The organism is Frankia sp. R82, assembly GCF_023716925.1.
Taxonomy (GTDB): domain Bacteria; phylum Actinomycetota; class Actinomycetes; order Frankiales; family Frankiaceae; genus Frankia.
In genome coordinates, this window is record NZ_JAMQQG010000289.1 from 1 (window position 1) to 26,089 (window position 26,089).

Annotated in this window: 24 protein-coding genes and 2 pseudogenes; 6 read left to right on the plus strand and 20 right to left on the minus strand. The window is 72.0% G+C overall.

What is annotated here, in order from left to right; translation table 11 throughout:
* Together ND747_RS30210 and ND747_RS22240 are read right to left on the minus strand one after the other, a co-directional pair.
* A pseudogene (locus ND747_RS30210) lies at positions 1–142 on the minus strand (co-chaperone YbbN); the annotation flags it as partial.
* A gap of 127 nt (positions 143–269) precedes the next feature.
* A complete protein-coding gene (locus ND747_RS22240; protein WP_251736050.1) occupies positions 270–572 on the minus strand; it encodes an MTH1187 family thiamine-binding protein in 303 nt (100 codons plus the stop codon).
* A 281-nt stretch (positions 573–853) separates the two neighbouring features.
* Here ND747_RS22240 and ND747_RS22245 point away from each other — a divergent pair, with 281 nt between their 5' ends.
* Entirely contained in the window at positions 854–2,596 is a 1,743-nt protein-coding gene (locus ND747_RS22245) for a hybrid sensor histidine kinase/response regulator (RefSeq protein ID WP_251736051.1), read from the plus strand.
* 49 nt (positions 2,597–2,645) lie between these two features.
* On the opposite strand, the gene meaB is transcribed toward ND747_RS22245, so the two are convergent.
* The 4 genes from meaB to ND747_RS22265 form a co-directional block, all read right to left on the minus strand.
* Positions 2,646–3,584 carry a methylmalonyl Co-A mutase-associated GTPase MeaB gene (gene meaB, locus ND747_RS22250; RefSeq protein WP_251736052.1) on the minus strand — a complete coding sequence of 313 codons (939 nt, stop codon included), beginning with the start codon at positions 3,582–3,584 and terminating at the stop codon, positions 2,646–2,648.
* A gap of 71 nt (positions 3,585–3,655) precedes the next feature.
* Entirely contained in the window at positions 3,656–4,843 is a 1,188-nt protein-coding gene (locus tag ND747_RS22255; RefSeq protein ID WP_251736053.1) for an acetyl-CoA C-acetyltransferase, read from the minus strand.
* A gap of 182 nt (positions 4,844–5,025) precedes the next feature.
* Entirely contained in the window at positions 5,026–6,039 is a 1,014-nt protein-coding gene (locus ND747_RS22260) for a VCBS repeat-containing protein (protein ID WP_251736054.1), read from the minus strand.
* Complete coding sequence (locus tag ND747_RS22265) at positions 6,036–6,593, minus strand: SigE family RNA polymerase sigma factor (RefSeq protein WP_285900941.1); 558 nt, start codon at positions 6,591–6,593, stop codon at positions 6,036–6,038. The genes ND747_RS22260 and ND747_RS22265 overlap by 4 nt, the downstream gene beginning before the upstream one ends.
* Before the next feature lie 196 nt (positions 6,594–6,789).
* On the opposite strand from ND747_RS22265, the gene ccrA reads away from it, so the two are divergent.
* Positions 6,790–8,139 (plus strand): crotonyl-CoA carboxylase/reductase, encoded by a 1,350-nt coding sequence (gene ccrA, locus ND747_RS22270; protein WP_251736058.1) that lies wholly within the window; start codon positions 6,790–6,792, stop codon positions 8,137–8,139.
* A 74-nt stretch (positions 8,140–8,213) separates the two neighbouring features.
* Entirely contained in the window at positions 8,214–8,936 is a 723-nt protein-coding gene (locus ND747_RS22275; protein ID WP_251736059.1) for a sugar-binding protein, read from the plus strand.
* Positions 8,937–9,063: 127 nt separating this feature from the next.
* Here the strand turns inward: ND747_RS22275 and ND747_RS30215 are convergent, their stop codons facing one another.
* The 7 genes from ND747_RS30215 to ND747_RS22310 all read right to left on the minus strand — a co-directional run bounded on the left by ND747_RS30215 (position 9,064) and on the right by ND747_RS22310 (position 16,898).
* Positions 9,064–9,306: a hypothetical protein gene (locus ND747_RS30215; protein WP_251736061.1), complete on the minus strand. Its 243-nt coding sequence runs from the start codon at positions 9,304–9,306 to the stop codon at positions 9,064–9,066.
* Positions 9,307–9,470: 164 nt separating this feature from the next.
* A complete protein-coding gene (locus tag ND747_RS22285) occupies positions 9,471–10,085 on the minus strand; it encodes a YkvA family protein (RefSeq protein WP_251736063.1) in 615 nt (204 codons plus the stop codon).
* 304 nt (positions 10,086–10,389) lie between these two features.
* Positions 10,390–12,336 (minus strand): 3-hydroxyacyl-CoA dehydrogenase family protein, encoded by a 1,947-nt coding sequence (locus ND747_RS22290; protein WP_251736065.1) that lies wholly within the window; start codon positions 12,334–12,336, stop codon positions 10,390–10,392.
* Positions 12,337–12,685: 349 nt separating this feature from the next.
* Positions 12,686–13,348, minus strand: coding sequence for an endonuclease NucS (gene nucS / locus ND747_RS22295; RefSeq protein WP_251736067.1), 663 nt, complete (start codon positions 13,346–13,348; stop codon positions 12,686–12,688).
* Positions 13,349–13,555: 207 nt separating this feature from the next.
* Entirely contained in the window at positions 13,556–14,128 is a 573-nt protein-coding gene (locus ND747_RS22300; RefSeq protein WP_251736069.1) for an HD domain-containing protein, read from the minus strand.
* Positions 14,109–16,178, minus strand: a complete 2,070-nt coding sequence (locus ND747_RS22305; RefSeq protein ID WP_251736071.1) for a protein meaA — start codon at positions 16,176–16,178, stop codon at positions 14,109–14,111. Before ND747_RS22305 ends, ND747_RS22300 begins: the two co-directional genes overlap by 20 nt.
* An 81-nt stretch (positions 16,179–16,259) precedes the next feature.
* On the minus strand, positions 16,260–16,898 hold the full coding sequence (locus tag ND747_RS22310) for a hypothetical protein (protein WP_251736073.1): 639 nt from the start codon (positions 16,896–16,898) through the stop codon (positions 16,260–16,262).
* A 464-nt stretch (positions 16,899–17,362) separates the two neighbouring features.
* Between ND747_RS22310 and ND747_RS22315 the strand changes: the two genes are divergently transcribed.
* Positions 17,363–17,740, plus strand: coding sequence for a hypothetical protein (locus ND747_RS22315; protein ID WP_251736075.1), 378 nt, complete (start codon positions 17,363–17,365; stop codon positions 17,738–17,740).
* Between the two features lie 48 nt (positions 17,741–17,788).
* On the opposite strand, the gene murA is transcribed toward ND747_RS22315, so the two are convergent.
* Positions 17,789–19,084, minus strand: a complete 1,296-nt coding sequence (gene murA / locus ND747_RS22320; protein WP_251736106.1) for a UDP-N-acetylglucosamine 1-carboxyvinyltransferase — start codon at positions 19,082–19,084, stop codon at positions 17,789–17,791.
* Positions 19,085–19,178: 94 nt separating this feature from the next.
* Positions 19,179–19,589, minus strand: a complete 411-nt coding sequence (locus ND747_RS22325; protein ID WP_251736077.1) for an NUDIX hydrolase — start codon at positions 19,587–19,589, stop codon at positions 19,179–19,181.
* A gap of 178 nt (positions 19,590–19,767) precedes the next feature.
* Between ND747_RS22325 and ND747_RS22330 the strand changes: the two genes are divergently transcribed.
* Positions 19,768–20,007 carry a hypothetical protein gene (locus ND747_RS22330; protein WP_251736078.1) on the plus strand — a complete coding sequence of 80 codons (240 nt, stop codon included), beginning with the start codon at positions 19,768–19,770 and terminating at the stop codon, positions 20,005–20,007.
* A 10-nt stretch (positions 20,008–20,017) separates the two neighbouring features.
* Positions 20,018–20,590, plus strand: a complete 573-nt coding sequence (locus tag ND747_RS22335; RefSeq protein ID WP_251736080.1) for a cob(I)yrinic acid a,c-diamide adenosyltransferase — start codon at positions 20,018–20,020, stop codon at positions 20,588–20,590.
* Positions 20,591–20,774: 184 nt separating this feature from the next.
* On the opposite strand, the gene ND747_RS22340 is transcribed toward ND747_RS22335, so the two are convergent.
* From ND747_RS22340 to ND747_RS22360, 5 genes and pseudogenes are all read right to left on the minus strand, one after another.
* Positions 20,775–21,035 carry a F0F1 ATP synthase subunit epsilon gene (locus tag ND747_RS22340; protein WP_251736082.1) on the minus strand — a complete coding sequence of 87 codons (261 nt, stop codon included), beginning with the start codon at positions 21,033–21,035 and terminating at the stop codon, positions 20,775–20,777.
* Positions 21,035–22,474, minus strand: coding sequence for a F0F1 ATP synthase subunit beta (gene atpD, locus ND747_RS22345; protein ID WP_251736084.1), 1,440 nt, complete (start codon positions 22,472–22,474; stop codon positions 21,035–21,037). The genes ND747_RS22340 and atpD overlap by 1 nt, the downstream gene beginning before the upstream one ends.
* Positions 22,475–22,647: 173 nt before the next feature.
* On the minus strand, positions 22,648–23,553 hold the full coding sequence (locus ND747_RS22350) for a F0F1 ATP synthase subunit gamma (RefSeq protein WP_251736086.1): 906 nt from the start codon (positions 23,551–23,553) through the stop codon (positions 22,648–22,650).
* Positions 23,554–23,574: 21 nt separating this feature from the next.
* Positions 23,575–25,134 (minus strand): annotated as a pseudogene (atpA, locus tag ND747_RS22355) (F0F1 ATP synthase subunit alpha); the annotation flags it as partial.
* A gap of 116 nt (positions 25,135–25,250) precedes the next feature.
* A complete protein-coding gene (locus ND747_RS22360; protein WP_251736088.1) occupies positions 25,251–26,087 on the minus strand; it encodes a F0F1 ATP synthase subunit delta in 837 nt (278 codons plus the stop codon).
* Positions 26,088–26,089 lie beyond the last annotated feature (2 nt).

Sequence of the window (26,089 nt, forward strand, 5' to 3'; positions counted from 1 at the left end):
GGGGCGGGGCGGCCGGCTTGGGGTCGAGGGGGACGGCGCCGGCGAGGCGCAGGCCGCCGAGGCTGTCGGGCAGTCGCCCGGGTCGTCCCGGGCCTCCCGCGCCCCGCGGCACTCCGGATGGAACTGGTGGCCTACGTTGCATGCCTCCATCGTGACATCCGCCGCGCGTCCACGGAGGTGCCGGCGGCGGCCAGTTCGAGCCCGATGCCCGGCCCGCCCCGGTCCGGGGCTGCGCAGGCGCTCACCCTGACCATCCGCGAGGGTGTGGTCTACTCGTCCTCGGCGGTGAGGATGCGTTCGATGCTGGCCACCTTGCTGTGCAGCGCGTCGTCCACACCGGCCCGCAGGTCGGCCTTGAGCACGAGGCTCACCCGGCCCGCGTGGGCCGAGACGGCCTCGGTCGCGCGGCGGACGACCTCCATGACCTCGTCCCACTCACCCTCGACGGTGGTGAACATCGCGTTCGTCTCGTGCGGCAGGCCGCTGGCGCGCACGACGCGGACCGCCTCGGCGACCAGCTCGGCGACGCCCTCGCCGGCTCCGATGGGCGTGACACTGAAGGCAACCAGCATGAAGCACACCTATCACGCCCGACCGTGGACGAGCCATGGCCACACCGCCGGCCCGACGGCGGCGGGCCTTGCCCACACACAGACCTACCGGCGTCTCCGGAGGCCCGACACCCGCCTGCTACCGTGACAAATCCGGGCGGCCGGTAAGCTGTCGACATGTCACCAGAAGTCACGGGTGGCACACCGAACGGGCGATTGCGCAAACCCGGGACAACAGGGCCTGGCGACACGCCCTACCATTGCCCGCCGTGGGGTGGACGAAGACGGATAACGAGGCGTAGGTGGGGCCACGCACGCTGCTCGACGCGCTGACGGACCTTGCGGTGGTCGTCGGCGCGGACGGCCATGTCACCGACATGGGTGCAGCCGCCCGCGCGTTCCTGGCCGACCGGGTACCGCGGGGCCCGCAGGTCACCGATCTGCTCGAGGTGGTGGACCCGGCGTTCCGGGTGGCCCTGGTCGAGGCGGTCACCGCCGGGCTCGCCCACAGCGATCAGTGGCGTGGTTCGGTCGGGCTGGTCACCAGCTCCGGGGCCACCGTTCCACACCACGTCACCGTGCGCCGTGATCCCGCGGACGGGCTGGTCATCATCGCCCGGGACACCAGCGACAGCCGGGCCCGGGAGGTCGCCGAGAACGAGTCGCGGGCCAAGGACGAGCTGATCGCCCGGCTCGGCCACGAGCTGCGCACCCCGCTGAACGCGATGCTCGGCTTCGCCCAGCTTCTCGAGCTGGAGCCGCTCGCTCCCGACCTGCACGACGACGTCGAGCGCATCATCACCGGCGGCCGGCACATGCAGGCACTCATCGACGATGTGCTCGACCTCGCCCGGTTGCGCGCCGGCCGCGGCGACATCAGCAAGGGGCCGGTGAACGTCCTCGACATCGTCAGGGGCGTGGTGGAGCTGGTCGAGCCGCTGGCCGCGCCGCGCAGCATCCGCCGGGTGATCCATCCGGCCGAGCCGCTCATCGCCGACGCGGACCGCCGCCGACTCTGGCAGGTCCTGCTGAACCTGGTCGGCAACGCGCTGAAGTACGGCCGGGAGGGTGGCTGTGTGCGGGTCGGCATCGTCCCGATCACCGGCTCGCGGATCCGCATCGAGGTCGAGGACGACGGGGTCGGCCTGTCCCCCCGCGCGATCGACCGCCTGTTCCGCCCGTTCGAACGCCTCGGTGCCGAACGCAGCGGCATCGAGGGCAGCGGGCTCGGCCTCGCCCTGTCCCACGCCCTGGTGACGGCGATGGGCGGCGTGCTGACCGTGGCCAGCCGCCACGGCGTCGGCAGCGTGTTCGCCGTCGTCCTGGACGCCGTCGACATGCGGTTCGAGGATCCCGACGCCGACGATGACGACGGTTTCGACCAGCCCTACGGCGGTCCCTCCAACGGCTACAGCGCCTCGAACGGCTATGGCGCCTCGCACGGCTATGGCGCCTCGAACGGCTACGGGGGTTCCGGCAGCTACGGCAGCGGTGAGGGCTATTCCGGCTACGGCGGCTACGGCGGCGATGCCTGGCCGGGCCGCACCGGGAACGGTTCGTCCGGCTCCGGCGCGAGCGGGCCGGGCGGGGCCACGAACGGGTACAGCGGTGCGGCGGCCGCACTCGCCCCCGGTGCCGGCGGGCGGCGGTCACCGTCCGACGATCTGCGGGTGGTGCACGTCAGCGGCGATCCCGCGGTACGCTCCGCGGTCGCGAAGGTCCTGGCCGACGTCCTCGGCGCCGACACGGTCACCGTGCCCCGGGCCGGGCTCGCGCTGGATGCGGTCCGGCGGGCCCGGCCGGCGTTCGTCCTGATGGATCGGGAGCTTCCCGACGCGTCCGCGCCGGAGCTGCTCGCCCAGCTGGCGGCGGACCCGACCGGCAGCGCCGTCCCCGCGTTCGTGCTCGCGGAGGACACCGACGCCCACGAGCGCACCCGGCTGCGCCGGGCCGGTGCCGTCGACGTCCTCGACCTTCCGTTTGTCCCCGCGAGCCTCACCGCCGCCACCACCGCGCTGAGCGCCACCGTCCCGGCCCACCGCTGACCCGGCCCCCCAGAGGGGGCTGGAGCGCCCCCAGGGGGCTGGAGCGCCCTCAGGTGAGGGCAGCGAGCAGGCGATCGGCCGCGCTTGCGGGGTCGGCCGTGCCCGCGGCGACGGCCCGGGCCAGGGAGTCGAGGTCGACCTGCTGTTCGGCGGCGGCCAAGCGGGCGCGCAGGGCGGCCAGGGCGAGCGCTCGGATCTCGGCGGCGGCCCGGGCGACCCGACGGTGCTCGAGCTCACCGGTCGCGGCGAGCCCCCGGCGATGGGCGGCGATCCGCTCGACCAGGGTGTCGATCCCCTCGCCCTGCGCCGCGGCCAGCCGGACCACCCCCGGAGGGGCCGACGCACCGGCGTCCACCCGCAGTCGGAGCATGGCGGTCAGGTCGGCCACGGTGCGGCCGGCACCCGGCTGGTCGATCTTGTTGACGACGAGGATGTCCGCGACCTCGAGCAGGCCGGCCTTGACCGCCTGCACGCCGTCGCCCGCTCCGGGGGCGAGCAGCAGGCAGGTGGTGTCCGCGAGGGCGACGATGTCGGCCTCGGCCTGGCCGACGCCGACGGTCTCCACGAGCAGCGGGTCGAACCCGGCGGCATCGAGCACCCGCAGGGCCTGAGCGGTGGCCAGCGCCAGGCCACCGAGGTGGCCGCGGCTGGCCAGGGACCGCACGAAGATCCCCGGATCGCCGGCGAGCTCGGCCATCCGGATCCGGTCGCCGAGCAGCGCGCCGCCGGTGACCGGCGAGGACGGGTCCACCGCGACGACGCCCACCCGCCGCCCGGCCGCCCGGTAGGCCCGGGCGAGCGCGGCCGTGGCCGTCGACTTGCCGACGCCGGGCGGGCCGGTCAGACCGATGATCTCGGCCGAGCCGGTATGCGGGGCCAGCGCCGCGCCGAGGGCCGGCCAGCGGGACGGGGCGTTCTCCGCCCACGACAGCAGCCGCGCCACCGCCCGCCGGTCACCCCCGACCGCGGCCGCGACGAGTCCCGTCACCTCGACATCGAACTGCCGGCCGTCCACCGGGTCGGGGGCGGCGGGACGGGCGGGGGCTGGACCGGACGCGGTCAGACCGCCGGGACGCGCAGGACGAGGGCGTCGCCCTGGCCGCCGCCGCCGCACAGGCCGACCGCGCCGAGACCGCCACCGCGGCGGGCCAGCTCCCTGATCAGGGTGAGGGCGATGCGCGCTCCGGAGGCGCCGAGCGGGTGACCGATCGCGATCGCGCCGCCGTTGACGTTGACGATGTCGGGGTTGAGGCCGAGTTCGCGCACCGACTGGACCGACACGGCGGCGAACGCCTCGTTGATCTCGACGAGGTCGAGGTCGGCCGGGGTGAGGCCCTCCTTGGCCAGCGCCGCGGCGATCGCGTTCGACGGCTGCGAGTGCAGGGTGGCGTCGGGGCCGGCGACGAAGCCGTGCTGGCCGACCTCGGCGAGGATCGGCAGGCCGAGCTCCTCGGCCTTGGCCCGGCTGGCCACGATGACCGCGGCGGCGCCGTCGGACAGCTGGGAGGCGGAGCCGGCGGTGATCGTGCCGTCCTTGCCGAAGGCCGGGCGCAGCCGGGCGAGCGACTCGGCGGTGGTGTCGGCACGCACCCCCTCGTCCGCGCTGATCACAAGAGGTTCGCCGCGCCGCTGGGGCACGGTCACCGGGACGATCTCGTCATCGAACAGGCCGTTCTTGGCGGCCGCGGCGGCCCGCTGGTGCGAGCGGGCGGCGACCTCGTCCTGCTCGGCGCGGCTGATGGACAGCCGCCCGTTGTGCCGGTCGGTGCTGGCGCCCATCGAGACCTGGTCGAACGCGCAGAGCAGCGCGTCAGCGTCGATCGAGTCGGTCAGCGCCGAGTCCCCGTACTTCACCCCGGCGCGCAGGGAGCGGACCAGATGCGGTGCCGCGGTCATCGACTCCATTCCGCCGGCGACGACCAGGTCGAACTCGCCCGCGGCGATGTAGGTGTCGGCCAGGGCGATCGCGTCCAGCCCGGACAGGCACAGCTTGTTGATCGTGATGGCAGGTACCTGCATCGGGATGCCCGCCTCGACGGCCGCCTGCCGGGAGGCCATCGGGCCCGCGCCGGCCTGGATGGCGTGCCCCAGGATCACGTAGTCGATCTGGTCGCCCGTGAGCCCGGCCCGTTCCAGCGCACCGCGGATGGCGATCCCACCGAGCTGCGCCGCGGTGAAGCCCTTCAGCGCCCCCGAGAGCTTTCCGATCGGTGTCCGCGCACCGCCCACGATCACGGAACCCGGCATGCCCGCCTCCTCATCGTCCCACTGGTCCGAGCCGCCCTGGACCCGTCATGTCCCGGGACACCACGGTCGTTCCCGTGGACACCACGATAACGTGATCTTGCTTGCGGTGCCCGGGTCGCGCCGTCCGGACAGCACCGGTCAGACCGGGCCCGTCAGGACCGAGCCGGTCAGGACCGGGCCCGTCAGGACAGGGAACCGCAGGCCGGGGTGAAGGGGGAGGGGTCCGACGGCAGACGCACGGTGCTCGAGGCCGGGGTACCGGTGGCGGTCAGGCCGTCCCTGCTTAGGGTCAGTGCCGTGGTGGTGACGGAGAAAGCACTGCCGTCACTGGAGGTCCCGGCGCTGATCTCGAGGTCGTGACCGCCGCAGCGGAAACCGTTGGCGGCGTTGCCGCGCACGCCCGACGTCAGGGTGAGCCCGGTCGGCAGGGCGACCGGGACGAGGGTGTCCAGGCCGATGTAGTGCAGCAGTGCGTAGCTCTTCGTGCCGCCGGAGTCGGCGGTCTGCACCAGCAGCTCGCCGAAGCCGTCACCGTCGATGTCGACGACGGTGGTGGTCAGCGGCACGGAGATCTCCGCCAGCGCCACCCGCGCGACCGTCGAGTCCCGGGAGAACGCCACCTTGACCGTGCTGCCGTCCGCCGAGATGTCGTCGGCCCGGCCGTCACCGTCGATGTCGCCCGACCCCGCGGGCCTGGCGACCGGGGTGGGCAGCGGCGGGCTGTTCACCCCGGGATTCGCCGAGGACGACGGCGAGGGGGGCGTGGTCGTCACCGTCGGCGATTCGGTCACCGGCGAGGACGGCCGCAGGGTCGACGGACTGGACGGTGTGGTGGTGCCCGAACCGGTACCCGCGCCCGTGCCGCGCGTGGACGAGTGGCCACCGCCGCCCGACGAACCGGAGCCGGTATGGCTGGGCCCGGCACCGGCCTGGGTCGGATCGGAGTAGGTGCTGGGCATCACCGGGGGCGCCGCGGGCTCGACGACCTGGTTGGACGGACTTGGCCGGATCGCGACCACGGCCAGCGCGATCAGTGCCGCCATCACCATCCCGCCGAGGGTGAGCGCCGGCAGCCGCCACCGACGGCGGCGGTCGATACCGGCCCGGATCTGCCGATAGGCCTCCGCCGAGGGCCGGATCGGCTCGACCGCCTCGCTGAGCAGCCGGGTGAGCTCGTCCGGTTCCAGCGCGCTCACCGCAGACCCTCCAGCTTCCCGCTCAGGGCGGACAGTCCCCGAGAGGTGTAGGCCTTCACCGAGCCGACGCTGCAGCCCATCACCGCCGCCGCGTCCGCCTCGGACATGTCGGCGTAGTAACGCAGGACGACCGCCTCTCGCTGCCGCCGCGGCAGCTCGCGCAGTGCCTGGATGACGGCGGCCCGCTCCACCAGAGAGTAGGCCCCCTCCTCCGCGCTGGCGGCATCGGGCATCGGCTTCGGGGCATGCTTGAGAGCGACGAGTCGACGACGCAGCGTGGAACGTGCGAGATTGACGACCGTCTGCCGGAGGTAGGCCAAGGCCTTGTCCCGGTCCTGCAGGCGCCCCCAGGCCGCGTGAACGCGGATGTAGGCGTCCTGGACGACCTCCTCGCACAGGCCGATGTCGTCCAGCAGCAGCGCGGCGAGGCGCACGAGTGACCGGTAGTGCTCGGAGTACAGGGCGGTCAGGGCGGCGTCCGCGTCCCGCGCGACCTCGCTACGGGCGGCGTCGCTCCGCGCAGGCACGGGCCGCCACCCTTCTACGACAGTCATGGGCGCGGTCACGCCACGTTGGACGCCGGCCAGGCCCTGGAAGTTGCCCCGAAGTCTGCTCGGGTTGTCCGAATCGTTCTATCGCGTCGCGTGCCAAACAGACACCCCCAACCTCCTGCCACCGCCCGTCGTACCGCCACCGGACCCCGCCACCGCGGGGCCCCCAGGACCGCCCACCCGCCGCTGGAGGCCGACCGTGAAGGACATCGTCGAAGCGATCATCGCCGCACTCCCGCCATCGGCTGCCCGCCATGCCGAGTTCGCCCAGTTCACAGTGCCCGAGTCGTACCGCGCGGTGGTGGTACGACGGGACGAGACGGCGATGTTCGACGGGCTGCCCACGCGGGAGAAGGACCCGCGCCGTTCGCTGCACATCGACGAGGTGCCCACGCCCGAACTCGGCCCCGGCGAGGCACTCGTCGCGGTCATGGCCTCCTCCGTGAACTACAACACTGTCTGGACATCGATCTTCGAACCCGTACCGACCTTCGGCTTCCTGTCCCGCTATGGGCGGACGTCCGCGCTTGCGGCCCGCCATGACCAGCCTTACCACGTGGTGGGGTCCGATCTGGCCGGAGTCGTGCTGCGGACAGGACCCGGGGTGCACGTCTGGTCCCCGGGGGACGAGGTGGTGGCGCACTGCCTGTCGGTCGAGCTCGAACACGCGGATGGGCACAACGACACGATGCTGGATCCGGAGCAGCGGATCTGGGGTTTCGAGACGAACTTCGGTGGCCTGGCCGAGCTGGCCCTCGTCAAGGCCAACCAACTCATGCCCAAACCCACCCATCTCACCTGGGAGGAGGCCGCGGCCCCCGGGCTGGTCAACTCGACCGCCTACCGGCAGCTGGTCTCCACCAACGGCGCGGCGATGAAGCAGGGTGACGTCGTGCTGATCTGGGGCGCCTCGGGCGGCCTCGGGTCGTACGCCACCCAGCTCGCGCTGCATGGCGGCGCGATTCCGGTCTGTGTGGTCTCCTCACCGGGGAAGGCACGGCTGTGCCGATCGCTCGGCGCGGAGCTGGTCATCGACCGCGCCGCCGAGGGCTACCGGTTCTGGCGCGACGAGCACACCCAGGATCCGTCCGAGTGGCAGCGGTTCGGCCGCCGCATCCGCGAGCTCACCGGCGGCGAGGATCCGGACATCGTCTTCGAGCACCCCGGCCGGGAGACCTTCGGCGCCTCCGTCTATGTCGCCCGACGCGGCGGGACGATCGTCACCTGCGCGTCAACAAGCGGATTTCAACATGAGTTCGACAATCGTTACCTGTGGATGCATCTCAAGCGGGTCGTCGGTACACATTTCGCGAACTACCGGGAGGCCTGGGAGGCCAATCGGCTGGTCTGCCGGGGGATGATCCATCCGACCCTCTCCCGGGTGTACCCGCTGACCGAAACCGGCCAGGCCACCCGGGACGTGCACCGCAACACCCATCAGGGCAAGGTCGGCGTGCTGTGCCTGGCGCCGGCGGAAGGCCTTGGCGTCCGGGACGAACAGCTGCGCGCCCGCCACCTGAGGGCAATCAACCGGTTCCGCGGCGTGTAGCCGTGGAATTCGCGACGGTCCCAAACACCGGCTGGCCTCACGCTCCGCCGAACGGTCTGAGATGCTGAGGTCCTATGACCGAACACACCGATCTCATCCCGATGGCCGGCGAGTCCGGCGGGACCCCCGCGTTCGACCTGGTGCGTCGTGGCTACGACCCCAACCAGGTCACCCACCATGTGAACTGGCTGACCGAGCAGCTCCACGAGGCCGAGGCGCACCGGGCGGCAGCCGAGGCCGCGGCGTCGGAGGCAGCGAGCGAGGCAGCCCGGGTGCGTGACGACCTGGCCGCCAACCGTCCCGCCTGGGAGGAGTTCGGCGGCCGGGTCACCCAGATCCTCCAGCTCGCCGAGGAGGAGGCCGCCACCGTCCGCGCCGAGCGAACCCGGGAGGCCGAGGCCCGGCTCGAGGAGGCCCGGCGGATCGTCACCGAGGCCGAGGCCGCGCGGGAGAAGACCCTGCGCGACGCCGACGAGCAGGCCGCCTCGATCGTCTCGACGGCCCGCGCCGAAGCCGAGCGGATCGTGGACATCGCCCGCTCGACCGCCGCCGCGGCCGAGGACGAGTCCAAGCGTCGCCTCGGTGACCTCGAGCGCCAGCGCGAGCAGGTCACCACCCAGCTCGCCGCCCTGCGCGACCAGGTGACGACCCAGCTCGGTGCGCTGCGCGACAAGCTGACCGCCGCCAGCGCCTCGATCGCCTCGATCGAGGCCGCCCCGATGGACGACCGCAAGGCGCTGCCTGCCGAGCCGGCTGCCCTGCCGGCCCCCGCCGGCGTCAGCGGTCGCGGAGTCTGACCGCGCCCGCTGCACCGCCGGCCGCGTTGCCTTCGCTCGGATGCTGCGCGGTCGGGCCATACGGACGTGAGCGCTGTTCGGGTTCGGTCAGCCCCGCGGCCGGGCGTCAGCCTGCCTGAGGTGGCCGTCAGCCTGCCTGGTCCGGCCGTGGTCGGGACGCGCGGCAACGGCGCTCCCAGCAGCCGCGGTGCCAGTGTCGGCGGTCGTCGACCCGCTCGGACTGCCACACGACCACATGCGGTGTGCCGGGCCGGATCTCGTGATCACAGCCAGGACACCGGTAGACCTTCACCGACGCCGCCCCGCTGAGCGCGCGGACGGTCCATTCCCCGTCGCGCAACCGCACCACCGGATCCGAGAACCACCACACGCCCGCCCGCGGCCCGGCGCCGTGCCTACCGTCCGTGTCGTGCTTGCCGCCAGCCCTGTGCTCGCCGCCAGCCCTGTGCTCGCCGCCAGCCCTGTGCCCGCCGCTGCGCTGCCCGCGCCCGGATCGCCGCCGCTGTGCGCCCCCGCCACGCCGCGCCCCGCGGGTCACGAGCGTGTGGTTCCACCTGACGGACCCGACCGGTCGTGGCCGCGGTCCCGCCACGGCCGCCGGGAGCCGGACCCCGAGCCGCCGCTTCCACCGGCCACGGTGGGTTCACTGGAGTCGGCCACCCAGTCCGCTCGGCTCACGACCTCACCGTCGACGATGCGCGGCTGGTCTCCCGCCGCCGCGCCCTGCCGGGAGCCACCCGGACGGACCCGGTCGATGCCGGCGACGACCAGGGAACGGGCCACCTTCGCCTTGCGTACCGCTCCCGCGGGGCTCGCCAGCGCCGCGGAGGCACCGATGAGCACCTGGAAACCGCGTTCGCTCCCGCGCCAGTGCTCCCGCAGAATCGGCTCTCCGGCGCCGACCACCAGCCGGCGGAACGCGAACGCCACGATCGCCACGTCATCGAGCTGACCGACCACGGGAATCATGTTCGTCAGCCGGTTCTTCGGGGACGCGAGATAGGCCAGCGCCGCCGCGGCCTCCACCTTCGCCGAGTGCGGCACCCGCGGATCGGCGACCACCCGACGCAACATGATGACCAGGTCGGGCAGGAACGTCACGACCTCCCGACCAAAGGTTCGCAGGGCATCCCTGTCTAGCGTGGCCATCGCCGCCGCGTCACCTCCATCTGCGAGCCGAGCTGTCTGCGAGCCGGGCTGTCCGCCGGTCCGAGGCACCCGCCAACGGGTCACCTGCAGATCGGTTACCCACCTGCCGGGCCGCAACGCACACCGGGCCACAACGCACACCGGGCCACAGTGCACACCGAGGCACAGTGCACGCCGGGCCGCGGCCCCAACCGGGGCATCCGGTCAACCGGCCACATTCTAGTGCGCGCTGCCGGATCTCCTCGGCTTTCCACCCACCGGTCGGGGGCCTTCCGGTGGCCTCGGAGGGCGTGGTGCGCAGCGCTCAGTGCCGACGGTGCTCGCGGAAGCCGCGTCCTGCCTTGCGACCGAGAAAGCCCGCCCGGACCAGCTGCTCGAGCAGCGGCGCGGGCGCGAGGCCCGGCTCGTGGAACTGCTCGTACAGCGACCGGGTGATGGCCAGGGTGACGTCCAGCCCGACCACGTCGGCGAGGGCAAACGGGCCCATCGGATGGGCACACCCGAGGGTCATCGCCGTGTCGATGTCCTCGATCGTGGCGTAGTGCGCGGCCACCATCCGGATCGCGTCACCCAGATACGGGAACAGTAGGGCGTTGACGATGAAACCCGCCCGGTCGCCGCAGCGCACCGGGTGCTGACCGGCGGCCCGGGCCAGCGCCAGCACGGTGTCGGTCGCCGCAGTCCCGGTCAGCACGGTCGGCACCACCTCGACCAGGCGCATCGCGGGCGCCGGGTTGAACCAGTGCATGCCCACGACGTCCTCGGGACGGCCGGTTGCCGTGGCACACTCGATGACCGGTAGCGACGAGGTGGTCGTCGCCAGCACCGCCCCGGGTCGGGCCACCTTGTCCAGATCGGTGAACAGGGCTCGCTTGACCGCCAGGTCCTCGACCACTGCCTCGAGCAGCACGTCGCAGTCGCCGAGCTCCCCCAGATCGGTCGTCGTGCGCAGCCGGCCGAGCGCGGCCACCCGGTCGGCCTCCGAGCATCGTCCGCGGGCGACGGCGGCGGACAGCGCCGCGTCCAGGCGTCCCCGCACCCCACCGGCCGAGCCGGGATCGGCCGGTTCGCAGCGCCGCGCCCGCACCACCACCTCATGTCCGCTCCGCAGCAGGACCTGCGTGATCCCCAACGCCATCGTGCCGCTGCCGACCACCCCGCACACCCGCACCGGCCCGGCCGGCGTCGAGTCTGATTCCTCGACCGTGGACGGCCCCGAGCCCGGCGTGGACGATCCCGGCGTGGACGATCCCGGCGTGGACTGCCCGCGGCCGGCGGAGTGTGGGTAGGTGTGGAAGCCCCGACCGGACTTGCGTCCCAGCAGGCCGGCGGCGACGAGCTGGCCGAGCAGCGGCGCCGGCGCGTGGCGGTGGTCGCCGGTCCGGGCGTACATCGAGGCGAGGATCTCGCGCGCCGTGTCCAGCCCGATCAGGTCGAGCAGGGCGAGCGGTCCCATCGGATGCCCACAGCCCAGGCGCATCGCGGCATCGATGTCGGCCGCGGTGGCGAAGCGGGCCTCGGCCATCCGCACCGCGTCGTTGAGGTAGCCGAACAGCAGGGCGTTCGCGATGAACCCGGCCCGGTCCGCGGCGACGACCGGCGTCTTGCCGGCCGCCCGGGCCACCCCGACCACCAGGTCCAGCGCGTCGGGATCGGTCACGACCGTGCGCACCACCTCGACCAGCCGCATCACCGGCGCCGGGTTGAACCAGTGCATCCCGAGGACGCGCTGCGGCCGGCCCGTTCCGGCGGCGAGCTCCAGCACCGACAGCGAGCTGGTGTTGGTGGCCAGCACCGTGTCCGGCGGACAGATCCCGTCCAGCCGGGCGAGCAGCGCCGCCTTGACGTCCATCCGTTCCTCGACCGCCTCGATGACCAGCCCGCAGCCGGCCGGCACCTCGCACCCGCTGGACGGCCCGGTCACCCTCGCGGAGGCGATCGCCGCGGGATCGGTGCCAAGCTGCAGCCGAGCGACCACGGCATCGTGGCCGGCGGCCACACGTCCGGCGGCGTCGTGCCCGGCCGAGGTGTGTTCGGCCGAGGTGTGTTCGGCGGTGCCAGGGCGACCCTGCGCCGCGGCCCGCTCGCGTGAGCGCGCCAGTCGCTCGCGGCCGCGGCGCAGGGCGTCCTCGTCCCGCTCGATGCCGATCACCGTGAAGCCCGCCCGGGCGAGCGCCTCGGCGATCCCCGCGCCCATCGTGCCCAGCCCCACGACGGCGATCGGCCGTCCCGTCAACGACATCTCGGCCATGCCACGTCCCCCGTTACCGAAGGTGATACCGCGGACCCGCCGATCCTCCCAGCCCACCCCCGACCCGGCCCGACGATCACCCGCGCGGGGGCGGGGGCGGCACCGCCGCCGTCCCCGCGCGGTTCCGCGGAACCGCCCTGTCTGCCCGCTGAAGACTTCACCGGCCTGTTGGTCGGCAACGCAGGCTCACCCACCAACCAGGATCACGTTCTGTAACGGCGCGACCGGAACAGCGGACTCGGGGGGCGGACTGCGGTGTGCGCAGTCAACCCACAGACTCACCGTGAAAGAGAAGCGAAACGCCCCTTTCCGCAACCATGACGGGGACCATGGGACGGTCAGCGGCGGGTCAGAACAGGGTGGGAATGGACGGCTCGAGGCCGCGCAGCTCGTCGTAGTCGACGACGGCGCAGCTCAGGCCGCGGTCGGCGGCCAGCAGACGGGCCTGGGGGGTGATCGACTGGGCGGCGAGGATGCCCCGCACCGGGCGCGGCAGGGCCGGGTCGTCGCGCAGACGGACGAGGTAGCGGGTGAGCTGCTCGACGCCGTCGATCTCGCCCTTGCGCTTGATCTCGACCGCGACCGTGGAGCCGTCGCTGTCCCGGCAGAGCAGGTCGACCGGGCCGATGCCGGTCTCGTACTCCCGACGCACCAGGGTCAGCCCGGGGGCGATCGCGTCCGGACGGTCGGCGAGCAGGACCTGTAGGTGCGCCTCGACGCCGTCCTTGCGCAGGCCCGGGTCGATACCCAGCTCGTGGGTGGAGTCGTGCAGTACTTCCTCGAGGTTGATGACGAGCTGCTCGGACGCCTTGTTGGTCACCCGCCACACGCCCGGCTCCTCGGCGATGACGCAGGGTGGGCTCATCCAGTTCAACGGCTTGTAGGCCCGGCCGTCCGCATGGATGGACACCGAACCGTCCGCCTTGACCAGTACGAGCCGCACCGCGCTCGGCAGATGGGCGGTGAGCCGCCCGACATAGTCGACGCTGCACCGAGCGATCACCAACCGCATGCGGTCACGCTATCGCGCCCGGTCCGTCCCCTTGCCTCGACCCCGGCAGCGGACCACGGTCACCGGATGCGACTGTCCACGTCCGCAGCCGCGCTCCCGTCCAGACCCCTGTCCGGCCCCCGGCCCGGCCCAGGTGCGGTTCAGCCGCTGGTGGCCGGAACTCGGCGGACTCCCCCGCCGGGCGGTCGCCGCTGCCGTCCGGCCTGCTCACGGTGACCGGCGCCGGTCGGATGCCTGCTGCTGTTCGGCGACCAGGTCGTCCAGCAGGGCCCGTCGGCCGGCGTAACGTGCGGCCAGGTCCAGGGACCTCCGCGCGTCCAGGCGGGCCAGCCGGACGGGATCGGAGTTGTCCTGTATGTCGGCATGTTTCACGACGACGGCCAGTGGGTCGGCGGCGACCCGGGCCAGGTAGTCGCGGATCGACTCGTCCGGACGGTGCGAGAGCGCGTCGACCGCGGCGACGACCGGGGCGGGATACCCGGCCGCGGTCAGCTGCTCCAGCGTGATCTCGCTGTCCTCGACGACGTCGTGCAGGATCGCGGCGAACTGGGCGGTGAGCGGGTCGACCCCGGCGGGTCCGGCAGTGCGCGACACGGTTTCCATGACGCGCCGGGGATGGCCGATGTACTCCTCGCCCGCCTTGTCGCGCTGGCCGGCATGCATCCGGGTCGCCAGCGCCACCGCATCCGCGAGCGTGGGGGCGGCCGGTGCGGCGGGTATGGCGGGTATGGCGGTGGCCCCGTCAGGAGCGGTGGCACCGTCAGGAGGAGTCGAGCCCATGGGTTGACCGTACGACCTGCAGAATGTCCAGGATGATGGCGTCCAGCTCGTAGTCACGGGGAGTGAAGACGCCGGCCGCGCCGAGCCGAAGGAGACGCTGCGCGTCCGCGGGCGGGATGATACCGCCGACGATCACGGGCAGGTCGGCGGCGCCGGCGGCCTGCAGCCCACCGATCACCTCCGTCGCCAGATCCAGGTGTGCGCCGGACAGGATGGACAGCCCCACCACGTGGACGTCCTCCTCGATCGCCGCGGCCACGATCTGCGCCGGGGTCAGCCGGATACCCTGGTAGATCACCTCGAACCCGGCGTCGCGGGCCCGGACGGCGATCTGCTCGGCACCGTTGGAATGCCCGTCGAGGCCGGGCTTGCCAATCAGCAGCCGGACCGGCCGGCCGAGCTCGGCGCGGGTGCGCACGGCCAGGTCACGTAGCTCCTGCGCCCGCGCAGGACCACCAGCGCGCGTCTCCTCGGCCCTGGCTCCGGCCGCGCCGGTGGCACCGGCGACGCCGGTCGGGGCACGGTACTCGCCGAAGATCTCCCGCAGGGTGTCGGTCCACTCTCCGGTGGTCACCCCGGCGCGGACGCAGGCGAGAGTGGCGGGCATCAGGTTCGCCGTGGTCGCGGCAGCGGCGCGCAGGCCGGTCAGGGCCGCGCGGACGGCACCTGCGTCCCGTCCGGCCCGCCAGGCGGCGAGCTCGCGCCGCGCCGTCTGCTCGGCCTCGGGCTCGACGGTCTGGATCGCCGCGTCCAGTTCGGCAAGCAGGGGGTTCGGCTCGGTCTCGGTGAACCGGTTCACGCCGACGACGATCTGCGTGCCGTCCTCGATCCGGGCCCGGCGTTCCGCCTGGGCGGACACCATCGCCGACTTGAGGTAGCCGCTCTCCACCGCGGCCACCGCCCCGCCCAGCTCCTGCACCCGGTCGATCTCCGCTCGGGCCTGCGCCACCAGCTCGTCGACCCGGGCCTGCACCACCACCGAGCCCTCGAACAGGTCCTCGTACTCGAGCAGGTCGGTCTCGTGGGCCAGGATCTGCTGGATGCGCAGCGACCACTGCTGGTCCCACGGTCGGGGCAGGCCCAGCGCCTCGTTCCAGGCGGGCAACTGCAGAGCCCGGCAGCGGGCGTTCTTCGACAGGGTCACCCCGAGGGTCTCCAGCACGATCCGGATGATGTTGTTCTCCGGCTGGGCCTCGGTCAGGCCGAGTGAGTTGACCTGCACGCCGTAGCGGAACCGGCGGGCGGCCGGGTCGGTCACCCCGTAGCGGGTGCGCAGCAGGTCGTCCCACAGGGCGACGAACGCCCGCATCTTGCACATCTCCTCGACGAACCGCTCGCCGGCGTTGACGAAGAACGACACCCGCCGGCAGACCTCGCCCAGCTGCTCCGGCGGGACGGTCCCGGCGGTGGCCACCGCGTCCAGCACGGCGATCGCCGAGCAGATCGAGAAGGCGAGCTCCTGCACCGGCGTGGCCCCGGCCTCCTGCAGGTGGTAGCTGCAGATGTTGATCGGATTCCACCGCGGCAGTTCCGCGAGCGTGTAGGCGATGACATCGGTGACCAGCCGCAGCGACGGTCCGGGCGGGAAGACGTAGGTCCCGCGGGACAGGTACTCCTTGATGATGTCGTTCTGCGTGGTGCCGACGAGCTGCGCGGGATCGGCCCCCTGCTCCTGCGCGACGACCTGGTAGAGCGCGAGCAGCCACATCGCCGTGGCATTGATCGTCATGGACGTGTTCATCCGCGCCAGCGGGATCCCGTCGAACAGCCGGCGCAGGTCACCCAGATGCGCGATCGGCACCCCGACCCGGCCGACCTCGCCGCGGGCCAGCGGATGGTCGGGGTCGTAGCCGGTCTGGGTCGGCAGGTCGAAGGCCACCGACAGGCCGGTCTGCCCCTTGTCCAGGTTGCGTCGGTAGAGCTCGTTGCTCTGCGCGGCGCTGGAGTGCCCCGCGTAGGTCCGGAAGATCCATGGCCGGTCCGGCGCCGCTGGCGCCGCCTGGCCGGAGCGTGGCTCCAGGATGGTCGCCGGCGTGTGCACGTCCGTCATCGGCCGAGACTACGACCACACGCCCGCCGACGCCCACCGAACGTGCAACATTCATCACCCACAGCCGCAGGGCGGCGGTGATCAGCCCAGGCAGGGGGGCGGCAACGAACCCTTCCACACGTTGATCAGGGCCCGGGGAATCCTGTCGCAGGCGTCGGCGCCGTGGCGCACGATCGTCCAGGGCCCCTTCCCCACCCGCTGCCACACGTACGGGTTGTCCGGCGCGGTGGTGATGCCGGTGGCGAACTCGATCCGGCCGATCGCCCAGTACTGGTCGTGTGCGGTGTCAGCCCCCTCGACCGCACCGAAGTACATGCCCTCGCGCACGGTCACCTGCGCCGCGGTGAGGGTGCTGGCCCTGTCGGCGGCTTTGGCCGCCGCGGCCACGGTGTACTGCAGGGCCAGGCGGAGCGCCACCGGATTCGGTTCGGAGGTGAGCACCATCTGGTGCGCCGTACCGGGACTGCGGCTGTTGGCCCAGGACGGCGTCGCCTGGATCGGGGTGAGCTCGGGCGCGGGTGTCGCGGCGGTCGCGGTGGCACCGGAGGACGGACCACGATCCGCAGTGACGAACCCGATTCCCACCCCGAGCACGATCGCGACGACGAACGCCACGATTACCACGACCGGCCGCAGCTCACGCGTGGCAAGCAGCCCCGCGGGCCGCGCACCGCGTTCGCCGGCGATATTCACCTGCGCGGGCACCTCCACGTCCTGCACGCCTCCGTCCAACCTCCACCGTGCCGTGATCGGCGATCCGCCACCCGTAGGCCGAACCCGATCAGCACGTACCCGGCAAGCATGCCCCATCGAACAGGCGCGCGGCAGGCAGGCACACCCTGGATGACACACCGCTCTCCCTTGGGTTCGATCCGCTTACCATCCGCCCGGATCTCGCCTGTACCATCATCCTCCGCGCCCGGCACCGCACCACCTGATTGCGCAACCGACCCGTGCGGCTCCGCCCACCTGGATCATCATGTCGTCCAGGCCCGACCGACGGAACCGCCGAAGGTGGTCGATCGCAGGGTCGCTCGGACGGTCGAAGAATGGCGGATCCGCCCGAATCGGACGGGAACCCGCCGACTCCACCGAACGTCTGGGACGATGGATGCCGGGCCGGACGAGCCGCCTGGGCGTCAGGCCGGTGACCCGGTCGGGGTGTCGGGAGGTGTCGTGCGGCCGTGACCACGGCGGAGTACCTCATCGGGCCGACGGTGGTAGTGGTGGTGCTGGGGTTGCTGCTCATCGCGGCGCGGTGGGCGAGCACCCCGCTTCGGGCCCTGCCGCGTGGCGTCCCGCTCGGTCATGACTTCGGGCTGCTCGTGCCCGTCGCCGTCGTCGACACCTCGGCCGAGGTGAGCCTTGCCCAGGCCGTCCTGTGCACCCAGGGCATCCGTTCCACCTGGGCGATGGCGATGACCCCACTGCACATCGACGCGGCCGGCAACATCCTGTCCCGCCCGCGCCACCGCCGCCACGTCCTGGTCTTCGGCTCGGACGCGGCTCGCGCCGCCCGCACCCTGCGACCGCCCCGCGGCGGGCAGCTCCCGCACGTCTGAGCTACCTACCGCGCGTCTGAGCTGCCTCCCGCACGCCCCATGGCGCCCTCAGACGACGGCGAGGCTCTGGACGCGGGTGATGTCGGCGCCGAGCCCGCGCAGGTCCTCGACGAAATGGGCGTAGCCGCGGTCGATGTGATGCACCTCGGTCACCTCGGTGATCCCATCGGCGACCAGACCCGCGAGCACCAGGGCCGCCCCGGCCCGGACGTCGGAGGACATGACCCGGGTACCGGTCAGCCGCGTCCCGGGGCGCACGACCACATGATGACCGTCGGTGCGCAGGTCGGCGCCCAGCTTGTGCAGCTCGCGGCAGAACACGAACCGGCTGTCGAACACGTTCTCGGTGATCAGCGAGGTCCCGGAACTGATCGCCTCCAGTGCGATCACCTGCGGCAGCAGATCCGTCGGGAACCCCGGATACGGCAGCGTCACGACGTCGATCGAGCGCGGCTGCTCCCGTCCCACCACCCGGAACCCGTCCGCCCGCACGTCGACCTGCGCACCGGCCTCGACCAGCTTCTCCAGCACGATCGCGAGATGGCCGGCCCGGCCGCCCCGGACCAGCACATCCCCGCCGGTCATCAACGCGCCGACTGCGTACGTCCCGGCGACGATCCGGTCGGGCACCGTCTCGTGCTCGACCGCGGCCAGCTCGTCCACACCGTCGACCACCAGGGTGGACGAGCCCGCCCCGTCGATGCGCGCCCCCATCGCCGTCAGCATCGCGCACAGGTCGGCGATCTCCGGTTCCCGGGCGGCGTTGTCGATGACGGTCGTGCCCTTGGCCAGCACCGCCGCCATCAGCAGGTTCTCGGTGGCCCCGACGCTGGGGAAGTCCAGCCAGATCGTGGCACCCTGCAACCGCCCGTCGCTGCGCGCGACCAACACCCCGTCCTCCATGTCGACGACCGCGCCCAGCCGGGTCAGCCCGTTGACATGGATGTCCAGCGCCCGCGACCCGATCGCGTCGCCGCCGGGCAACGCCACCCGCGCCTCACCGCGGCGCGCGACCAGCGGCCCGAGCACCGCGACCGACGCCCGGATCCGCCGCACGAGATCCCCGTCGGCCGCGCCCTGGGCCTCGTCCGGCATGTCGATCCACAGCCGGCCACCGGCCGTACCCGCTCCTCCCTGGCCTGGCACCCGCTCCTGCGGCGCGCGCGTGACCGTGGCACCGAGGCCGGTGAGCACGTCCGCCATCACCGTCACGTCGAGGATGTCGGGGACCGCGGTCAGGGTGGTGCGACCGGTGGCCAGCAGGCTCGCGGCCATCAGCTTCAACACAGAGTTCTTCGCACCCGGAACGGCGACCTCACCGATCAGCCGGGTGCCGCCAGTCACCACGAAGCGTTCCACGGATCTCGATGCTAGGTCCTGACCGGAAGATCTTCACCGGCCCCCACCACTTTGACTATCATCACACCTAGTAATCTACTTATTCCGTTGCGCCCATGTTGAGCACGGACACCCCGTCATGCATCCGCACGAAGGCCTCACCCTGACCCGCCAGGGCGTCCCTCACCCGCACCGCGAACGCCGGAACGAACCGCGCCGCCACCTCGTCCGACGAGAGCCAGGCGACCTCGGCCGACTCCTCGGTGCTGGCTGCGATCGTGTCGCCCACGAGCTCGCAGCGGAAGACCATGGCCACCACCGCTCGCGGCAGGTTCAGATACACGCCGGTGAGCCGAACGGGCTGGACGAGCGCGCCGGTCTCCTCGACAATTTCCCGCCGCACCCCGTCGTGGATCGACTCGTCCCGTTCGAGCACCCCACCCGGGATCTGCCACTCCCCGGTATCCCGCCGCCTGATCCCAAGAATTTTCCCGTCCGCGCGGACCACCACTCCCGCTACGCTCGCAGGTCCCGGGGTCGTCTATGCGCAGGCACAGGCCACCAACCGGGAGCGCCGGAGCCGGCGCAACACCCCGGCCGGACTGTGGGTACTCGCGGACGTCCCAGAAGCGGCCGAGCATGCGTTCGTCACCACGGTTCCGGTCACAGCAGGGATGGAGGTAGTGGTGATGTCCGATGGTTATGCCCGAGCACTGCATCCCTTCGGCCTGGTGACCGATGCCGACGCGCTGCTCGACGAGATCATCGCCGGGCGGGCCGAGACACTGCTTGACCGGCTGCGTGCCGCGGAGCGGGCCGATCCGGCTCGGGTGCGCTTTCCCCGGTTCAGCGTCAGCGACGACGCCACGATGCTCCATGCACGGCTGCGGACCGAGGCGGCCCGGGCGCCGGATGGGGTGGATTCCTAGACTGGGGGGCATGGCGGTACACCTCACCCGGATCTACACCCGCACCGGTGACGACGGAACGACCGCGCTCGGGGACATGTCCCGGGTGGCGAAGACGGATCCGCGGCTGGCCGCCTACGCCGACGTCGACGAGACGAACGCGGCGATCGGCGTGGCGCTCGCGCTCGGCGGACTGGCCGACGAGGTGCGTGCCGTTCTGGGCCAGGTGCAGAACGACCTGTTCGACGTCGGCGCCGACCTGTGCACCCCGGTCGTGGCGGACCCGCAGTATCCGCCGTTGCGGATCACCGAGAGCTACGTCGAGCGGCTGGAGGAGGCGTGCGACCGGTTCAACGCCGACCTGCCGAAGCTTGCCTCGTTCATCCTGCCGGGCGGGACGGCGGGGGCGGCCCTGCTGCACACGGCCCGCACGGTCGCCCGGCGGGCCGAACGGTCGGTCTGGGTGCTGCTCGACGCCGACCCGGAGCACACCGGCCCCCTGCCGGCCCGCTACCTCAACCGGCTCTCGGACCTGTTGTTCATCCTCGCCCGGGTGGCGAACCCCGGCGGCGACGTCCTGTGGCAGCCCGCCGCCCACGCCTGACCGCCGACCGCCGACCGCCGACCGCCGAGACCCTTACCGGAGAGTCGACAGGTCAGTCGACCCCGCTGTTGACGGGCGATCAGCGGAACGTGCAACGGGCGCGTCCCCGTACCTCGAGGAACGCGCCCGTGAGAAACCCGGCCGACTGACGGCAGCCCGCTGGGCCGGCCCGTCGGCCAGGTGATCAGCCGGTCAGCGTGGCGGTTTCGGCCAGGATGCTGACGCCCTGGCGGGTGACGGAGATGAAGCCACCGTCCACCGCGGCGGAGATCTCCCGGCCACCGGTCTTCACCCGGACCGTGCCCCCCGGGGCGAGCACCCCGAGCAGCGGCACGTGGCCGGGCAGGACACCAAGGTCACCGTCGGTGGTGCGGGCGACGACCATGTCGGCCTCGCCGGACCACACCTCCTGCTCCGGGGAGACGATCGCGACCCGGATGGGCATCAGAGGTTCTCCGCGTTCTTCTCGGCTTCCTCGATGCCACCGCACATGAAGAACGCCTGCTCGGGCAGGTGGTCGAAGTCGCCCTGGGTGAGCCGCTTGAACGAGTCGATCGTCTCGTCCAGCGGGACGAACTTGCCGGGGATGTTGGTGAACTGCTCCGCGACGAAGAACGGCTGCGACAGGAACCGCTGGATACGACGGGCCCGGTTGACGAGGATCTTGTCCTCTTCGGAGAGCTCATCGATACCGAGGATGGCGATGATGTCCTGCAGGTCCTTGTAGCGCTGCAGGATCCGCTGCACCTCGCGGGCGGTGTCGTAGTGGTCCTGCCCGATGTAGCGCGGGTCGAGGATCCGGGAGTTCGAGTCCAGCGGGCTGACCGCGGGGTAGATGCCGAGGTCGGAGATCGACCGGTCGAGCACCGTCTGGGCGTCGAGGTGGGTGAACGTCGTCGCCGGCGCCGGGTCGGTCAGGTCGTCCGCGGGGACGTAGATCGCCTGCAGCGAGGTGATCGAGTGACCGCGGGTGGAGGTGATCCGCTCCTGCAGCACACCCATCTCGTCGGCGAGCGTGGGCTGGTAGCCCACGGCCGAGGGCATCCGGCCGAGCAGGGTGGAGACCTCGGAGCCGGCCTGGGTGAACCGGAAGATGTTGTCGATGAACAGCAGCACGTCCTGCTTCTGGACGTCCCGGAAGTACTCGGCCATGGTCAGCGCGCCGAGCGCGACCCGCAGCCGGGTGCCGGGCGGCTCGTCCATCTGGCCGAAGACCAGCGCGGTGTCCTCGATGACGCCGGCCTCGGTCATCTCCAGGAACAGGTCGTTGCCCTCACGGGTGCGCTCGCCGACGCCGGCGAACACCGACACGCCACCGAACTCCTTGGCGACCCGGCGGATCATCTCCTGGATGATGACGGTCTTGCCGACGCCCGCGCCGCCGAACAGGCCGATCTTGCCACCGCGCACGTACGGGGCGAGCAGGTCGATGACCTTGATGCCGGTCGTGAACATCTCGGTCTTCGACTCGAGCTGGTCGAACGGCGGCGCCGCCCGGTGGATCGGCCAGCGGGTCTCCGCGTCGACCTTCTCCACGTCGAGCGGGGTGCCGAGCACGTTGAACACGTGCCCCTTGGTGGCATCGCCGACCGGAACGGAGATCGGAGCGCCGGTGTCGCGCACGGGCGCGCCGCGCACGAGACCGTCGGTCTGCTGCATCGAGATGGCCCGCACGGTGTTGTCACCGATGTGCTGGGCGACCTCGAGCGTCAGCGTCAGGGTCTGGCCGCCGATCGTGCGGTCGACCTCGAGTGCCTGATAGATCTCGGGGAGCTCGTCTGGTGCGAACTCCACGTCGACGACCGGTCCGATGACTCGGGCGACCCGGCCGACTCCCGGGGCCCGGCCCTCCGCCGCAGCCGGCGAGCTGGTGGTGACGGTCATGGCGTCCTCAGTTTCCCATCGTTGCCCGTCGCCGCAGCCTCGGGCTAGCCGTTCTCTGGCACCTGGGGCACTGCGCCGGCGCGGCGGGCTCGTCCCAGCCCGCTACACCGGCGCCGTACCGTCTTACAACGTTGCAATCGTTCCGTTAGTGCCGGCCGCCGGCCCGGAAGTGATCATCCGGCCGACGCCAGGGCGTTCGCCCCACCGACGATCTCGGAGATCTCCTGGGTGATGGCGTCCTGCCGGGCGCGGTTGGCCAGGCGGCTGTAGATCCGGGCGAGGTCCTCGGCGTTGTCCGTGGCCGACTTCATCGCCCGTTGCCGCGCGGCGGACTCCGACGCCGCCGACTCCAGCAGTGCCGCGTAGAGCCGGCTTTCGACATACCGGGGCAGCAGCGCGTCGAGCACCGCCTCCGCGGACGGCTCGAACTCGTACTGGGGCAGCGGCGTGCCGGCCGAGGTGGTGGACGCCCCGTCCGTCTCGCTGAGCACCATCGGCAGCAGCCGGTTCGCGACGGCCGTCTGGGTCAGCGCCGAGACGTACTCGGTGTGGACGAGGTGGATCTCGTCCACCCCGCCGTCCTCGCCACCGGCGACGAACGACGAGATCAGCGCGTCCGCGACCGACTTGGCATCGGCGTAGGACGGCTGCTCGGAGAAGCCGGTGTACTCGCCGTCGATCGTCCGGCCGCGGAAGCGGTAGAAACCCACACCCTTGCGTCCGACGACGTGCAGTTCGATGTCCTTGCCCGCCGCACGCAGCGTCTCGGTGAGCTCGCCCGCCCGCTTGAGCGCGTTCGAGCTGTACCCGCCGGCCAGGCCGCGGTCGCTGGTGACGACCACGACCGCCACCCGGGGGGCGTTCTCCCGGCCGGTGGTCAGCGGGTGGCTGGTCGTCGACTGCGACGCCACCGCCTCGATCACCCGAGTGATCTCCTCGGCGTACGGGCGGGCCGCCGCGACCCGGGCCCGCGCCTTGGCGATCCGGGAGGCGGCGATCAGCTCCATCGCCTTGGTGATCTTCTTCGTCGACTGCACCGAGCGGATGCGCCGCCGGTACTCACGAAGCTGCCCCGCCACGGATCAGCCCTCGTTCCGGGCCAGCGGCTGCCCGTCGGCCAGCGTGAACTGGTTCTTGAACGTGGCGATGGCCGTCTCGAGCGAGGCGATCGTGTCGTCGCCGAGCTTGCCGGTGGCGATGATCGAGTCGTAGATCGGGCCGTGCGAGCGGCCGACGTAGTCGAGGAACTCCCGCTCGAACCGGCGGATCTCGCTCACCGGCACGTCGTCGAGCTTGCCGGTGGTACCGGCCCAGATCGACACGACCTGCCGCTCGGTGGCATACGGCTGGTTCTGCGGCTGCTTGAGCAGCTCGACCAGCCGCGCACCGCGGGCCAGCTGGTCCCGGGAGGCCTTGTCCAGGTCGGAACCGAAGGCGGAGAACGCCTCCAGCTCGCGGTACTGGGCGAGGTCCAGGCGCAGGCGGCCGGCGACGGACTTCATCGCCTTGGTCTGCGCGGACCCGCCGACCCGCGACACCGAGGTGCCGACGTTGATGGCCGGACGGACACCCTGGTTGAACAGGTCCGATTCGAGGAAGATCTGGCCGTCGGTGATCGAGATGACGTTCGTCGGGATGTAGGCCGAGATGTCACTGGCCTTCGTCTCGATGATCGGCAGCCCGGTCAGCGATCCGCCACCCAGCTCGTCGGACAGCTTCGCGCAGCGCTCCAGCAGACGGGAGTGCAGGTAGAACACGTCACCGGGGTAGGCCTCACGGCCCGGCGGGCGGCGCAGCAGCAACGAGATCGCCCGGTACGCCTCGGCCTGCTTGGACAGGTCGTCGAACACGATCAGCGCGTGCTGGCCGTTGTACATCCAGTGCTGGGCGATCGCCGAACCCGCGTAGGGGGCGATGTACTTGAAGCCGGCCGGCTCGTCCGCGGGGGCGGCGACGATGGTGGTGTAGGCCAGCGCGCCGGCCTCCTCCAGGGTGTTCACCACCTCGCGGATGGTCGTCTTCTTCTGGCCGACCGCGACGTAGACACACTTGACCTGGCGCTTGGGGTCGCCGGATTCCCAGTTGTCGCGCTGGTTGATGATCGCGTCGATGGCCACCGTGGTCTTGCCGGTCTGCCGGTCACCGATGATCAGCTGGCGCTGGCCGCGGCCGATGGCGGTCATGGCGTCGATCGCCTTGATGCCGGTCTGCAGCGGCTCCTTGACCGGCTGACGCTGGACGACCGTCGGCGCCTGCAGTTCGAGGGCACGGGTGCCCTCGGTCTGGATCTCGCCGAGGCCGTCGATCGGCCGCCCGAGCGGGTCGACGACCCGGCCGAGGAAACCGTCGCCGACCGGGACCGCGAGGATCTCGCCGGTGCGGCGGACCTCCTGGCCCTCCTGGATGTGCTCGGCGTCGCCGAGGATGACGCTACCGATCTCGCCGACCTCGAGGTTCAGCGCGAGACCGAGCACGCCGCCGGAGAACTCCAGCAGCTCGTTGGTCATCGTGTGCGGGAGACCTTCGACCCGGGCGATTCCGTCGCCGGTGACGACGACCCGGCCGACCTCCTCCCGGCCGGCGGAGGTGGCCTGGAAGGAGTCGACGTACTCCCGTAGGGCGTCGCGGATCTCCTCCGGCCGGATGGAGAGCTCAGTCATCGCTTACGTCCTTCGTCGTTCATCGCTGGCAGAGTTCGCCGCTGGCAGAGTCTCGTCGCTGGCCGATCCGTCGCCGGCCGAACCGTCGCTGACACAGTCGTGGTCGCCACCGGCGACTACCGGAGCATCGCCCGGCGCGCGGCGACCAGACGGCGCAGCACGCTGCCGTCGACCACCTCGTCACCGACCTGTACCACGACCCCGCCCAGCAGGGTGGGATCGAGGTCGACCTGGAGTTGGATCTGGCGGCCGAAGTACCGGCTGACGGCGCCGCCGAGACGGGTGACCACCTCGTCGGACAGTGGCACCGCCGAGCGGACGACCGCCACCACCCGGTTCCGACGGGCCGCGGCGATCCGGCTGAAGTCGGCGAGGCGTCGCTCGACGTCCCCGTGCACCCGGTCGGCCGCGGCCTGCTCGGCGAGCTTGAGGGTCACCGGGTGGGCCCGACCGGTGAGCAGGCGGGCCAGCAACCCGTTCTTCACCGACGCGGGCGCGGCCGGGTCGGTGAGGGCAAGCGCGAGCTGCGAGTTCTGCCCGAGAATCCGGCCGAACCGGAACAGCTCGTCCTCGACCTCCTCCAGCGCACCGTCCCGCTCGGCCTCGACCAGCAGTGCCTCGACGCTCAGTTCGAGCAGTGCGAAGCGCAGATCGGTCTGCCGCGACCAGCGGGCGCTGACCGCGGACTGCACGATGGCCAGGCTCGCGGGGGCGAGCTGACCACCGAACAGCCGGGCGGCCAGATCGGTGCGCGCCGAGACCGGCGCACCCGGGTCGGTGAACGCCCGGCGCACGGTCGGCTCATGGTCGAGCAGCGCGGCGACGGATCGCAGGTCCGCGGCGACCCGCCCGGCATCGGCGGCGGTGGCCGCGACGATGCCGGTCGGAGTTGCCATCACCTGGTCGAGGGTTGCCCGGGCGGAGGCAAGGCCGTGCCTGCTGGCTCCCTCCACCC

Excerpts from the sequence above, each read along its gene's own strand:
- atpD (WP_251736084.1), bottom strand. The coding sequence starts at position 22,474 with ATGACCGTCACCACCAGCTCGCCGGCTGCGGCGGAGGGCCGGGCCCCG.
- ND747_RS22285 (WP_251736063.1), bottom strand. The coding sequence starts at position 10,085 with ATGGCCACGCTAGACAGGGATGCCCTGCGAACCTTTGGTCGGGAGGTC.
- nucS (WP_251736067.1), bottom strand. The coding sequence starts at position 13,348 with ATGCGGTTGGTGATCGCTCGGTGCAGCGTCGACTATGTCGGGCGGCTC.
- ND747_RS22255 (WP_251736053.1), bottom strand. The coding sequence starts at position 4,843 with ATGCCGGGTTCCGTGATCGTGGGCGGTGCGCGGACACCGATCGGAAAG.
- ND747_RS22340 (WP_251736082.1), bottom strand. The coding sequence starts at position 21,035 with ATGCCCATCCGGGTCGCGATCGTCTCCCCGGAGCAGGAGGTGTGGTCC.
- ND747_RS22305 (WP_251736071.1), bottom strand. The coding sequence starts at position 16,178 with ATGACGGACGTGCACACGCCGGCGACCATCCTGGAGCCACGCTCCGGC.
- ND747_RS22265 (WP_285900941.1), bottom strand. The coding sequence starts at position 6,593 with ATGACTGTCGTAGAAGGGTGGCGGCCCGTGCCTGCGCGGAGCGACGCC.
- ND747_RS22275 (WP_251736059.1), top strand. The coding sequence starts at position 8,214 with ATGACCGAACACACCGATCTCATCCCGATGGCCGGCGAGTCCGGCGGG.
- ND747_RS22290 (WP_251736065.1), bottom strand. The coding sequence starts at position 12,336 with ATGGCCGAGATGTCGTTGACGGGACGGCCGATCGCCGTCGTGGGGCTG.
- ND747_RS22300 (WP_251736069.1), bottom strand. The coding sequence starts at position 14,128 with ATGGGCTCGACTCCTCCTGACGGTGCCACCGCTCCTGACGGGGCCACC.
- ND747_RS22330 (WP_251736078.1), top strand. The coding sequence starts at position 19,768 with ATGTCCGATGGTTATGCCCGAGCACTGCATCCCTTCGGCCTGGTGACC.
- ND747_RS22335 (WP_251736080.1), top strand. The coding sequence starts at position 20,018 with ATGGCGGTACACCTCACCCGGATCTACACCCGCACCGGTGACGACGGA.
- ND747_RS22240 (WP_251736050.1), bottom strand. The coding sequence starts at position 572 with ATGCTGGTTGCCTTCAGTGTCACGCCCATCGGAGCCGGCGAGGGCGTC.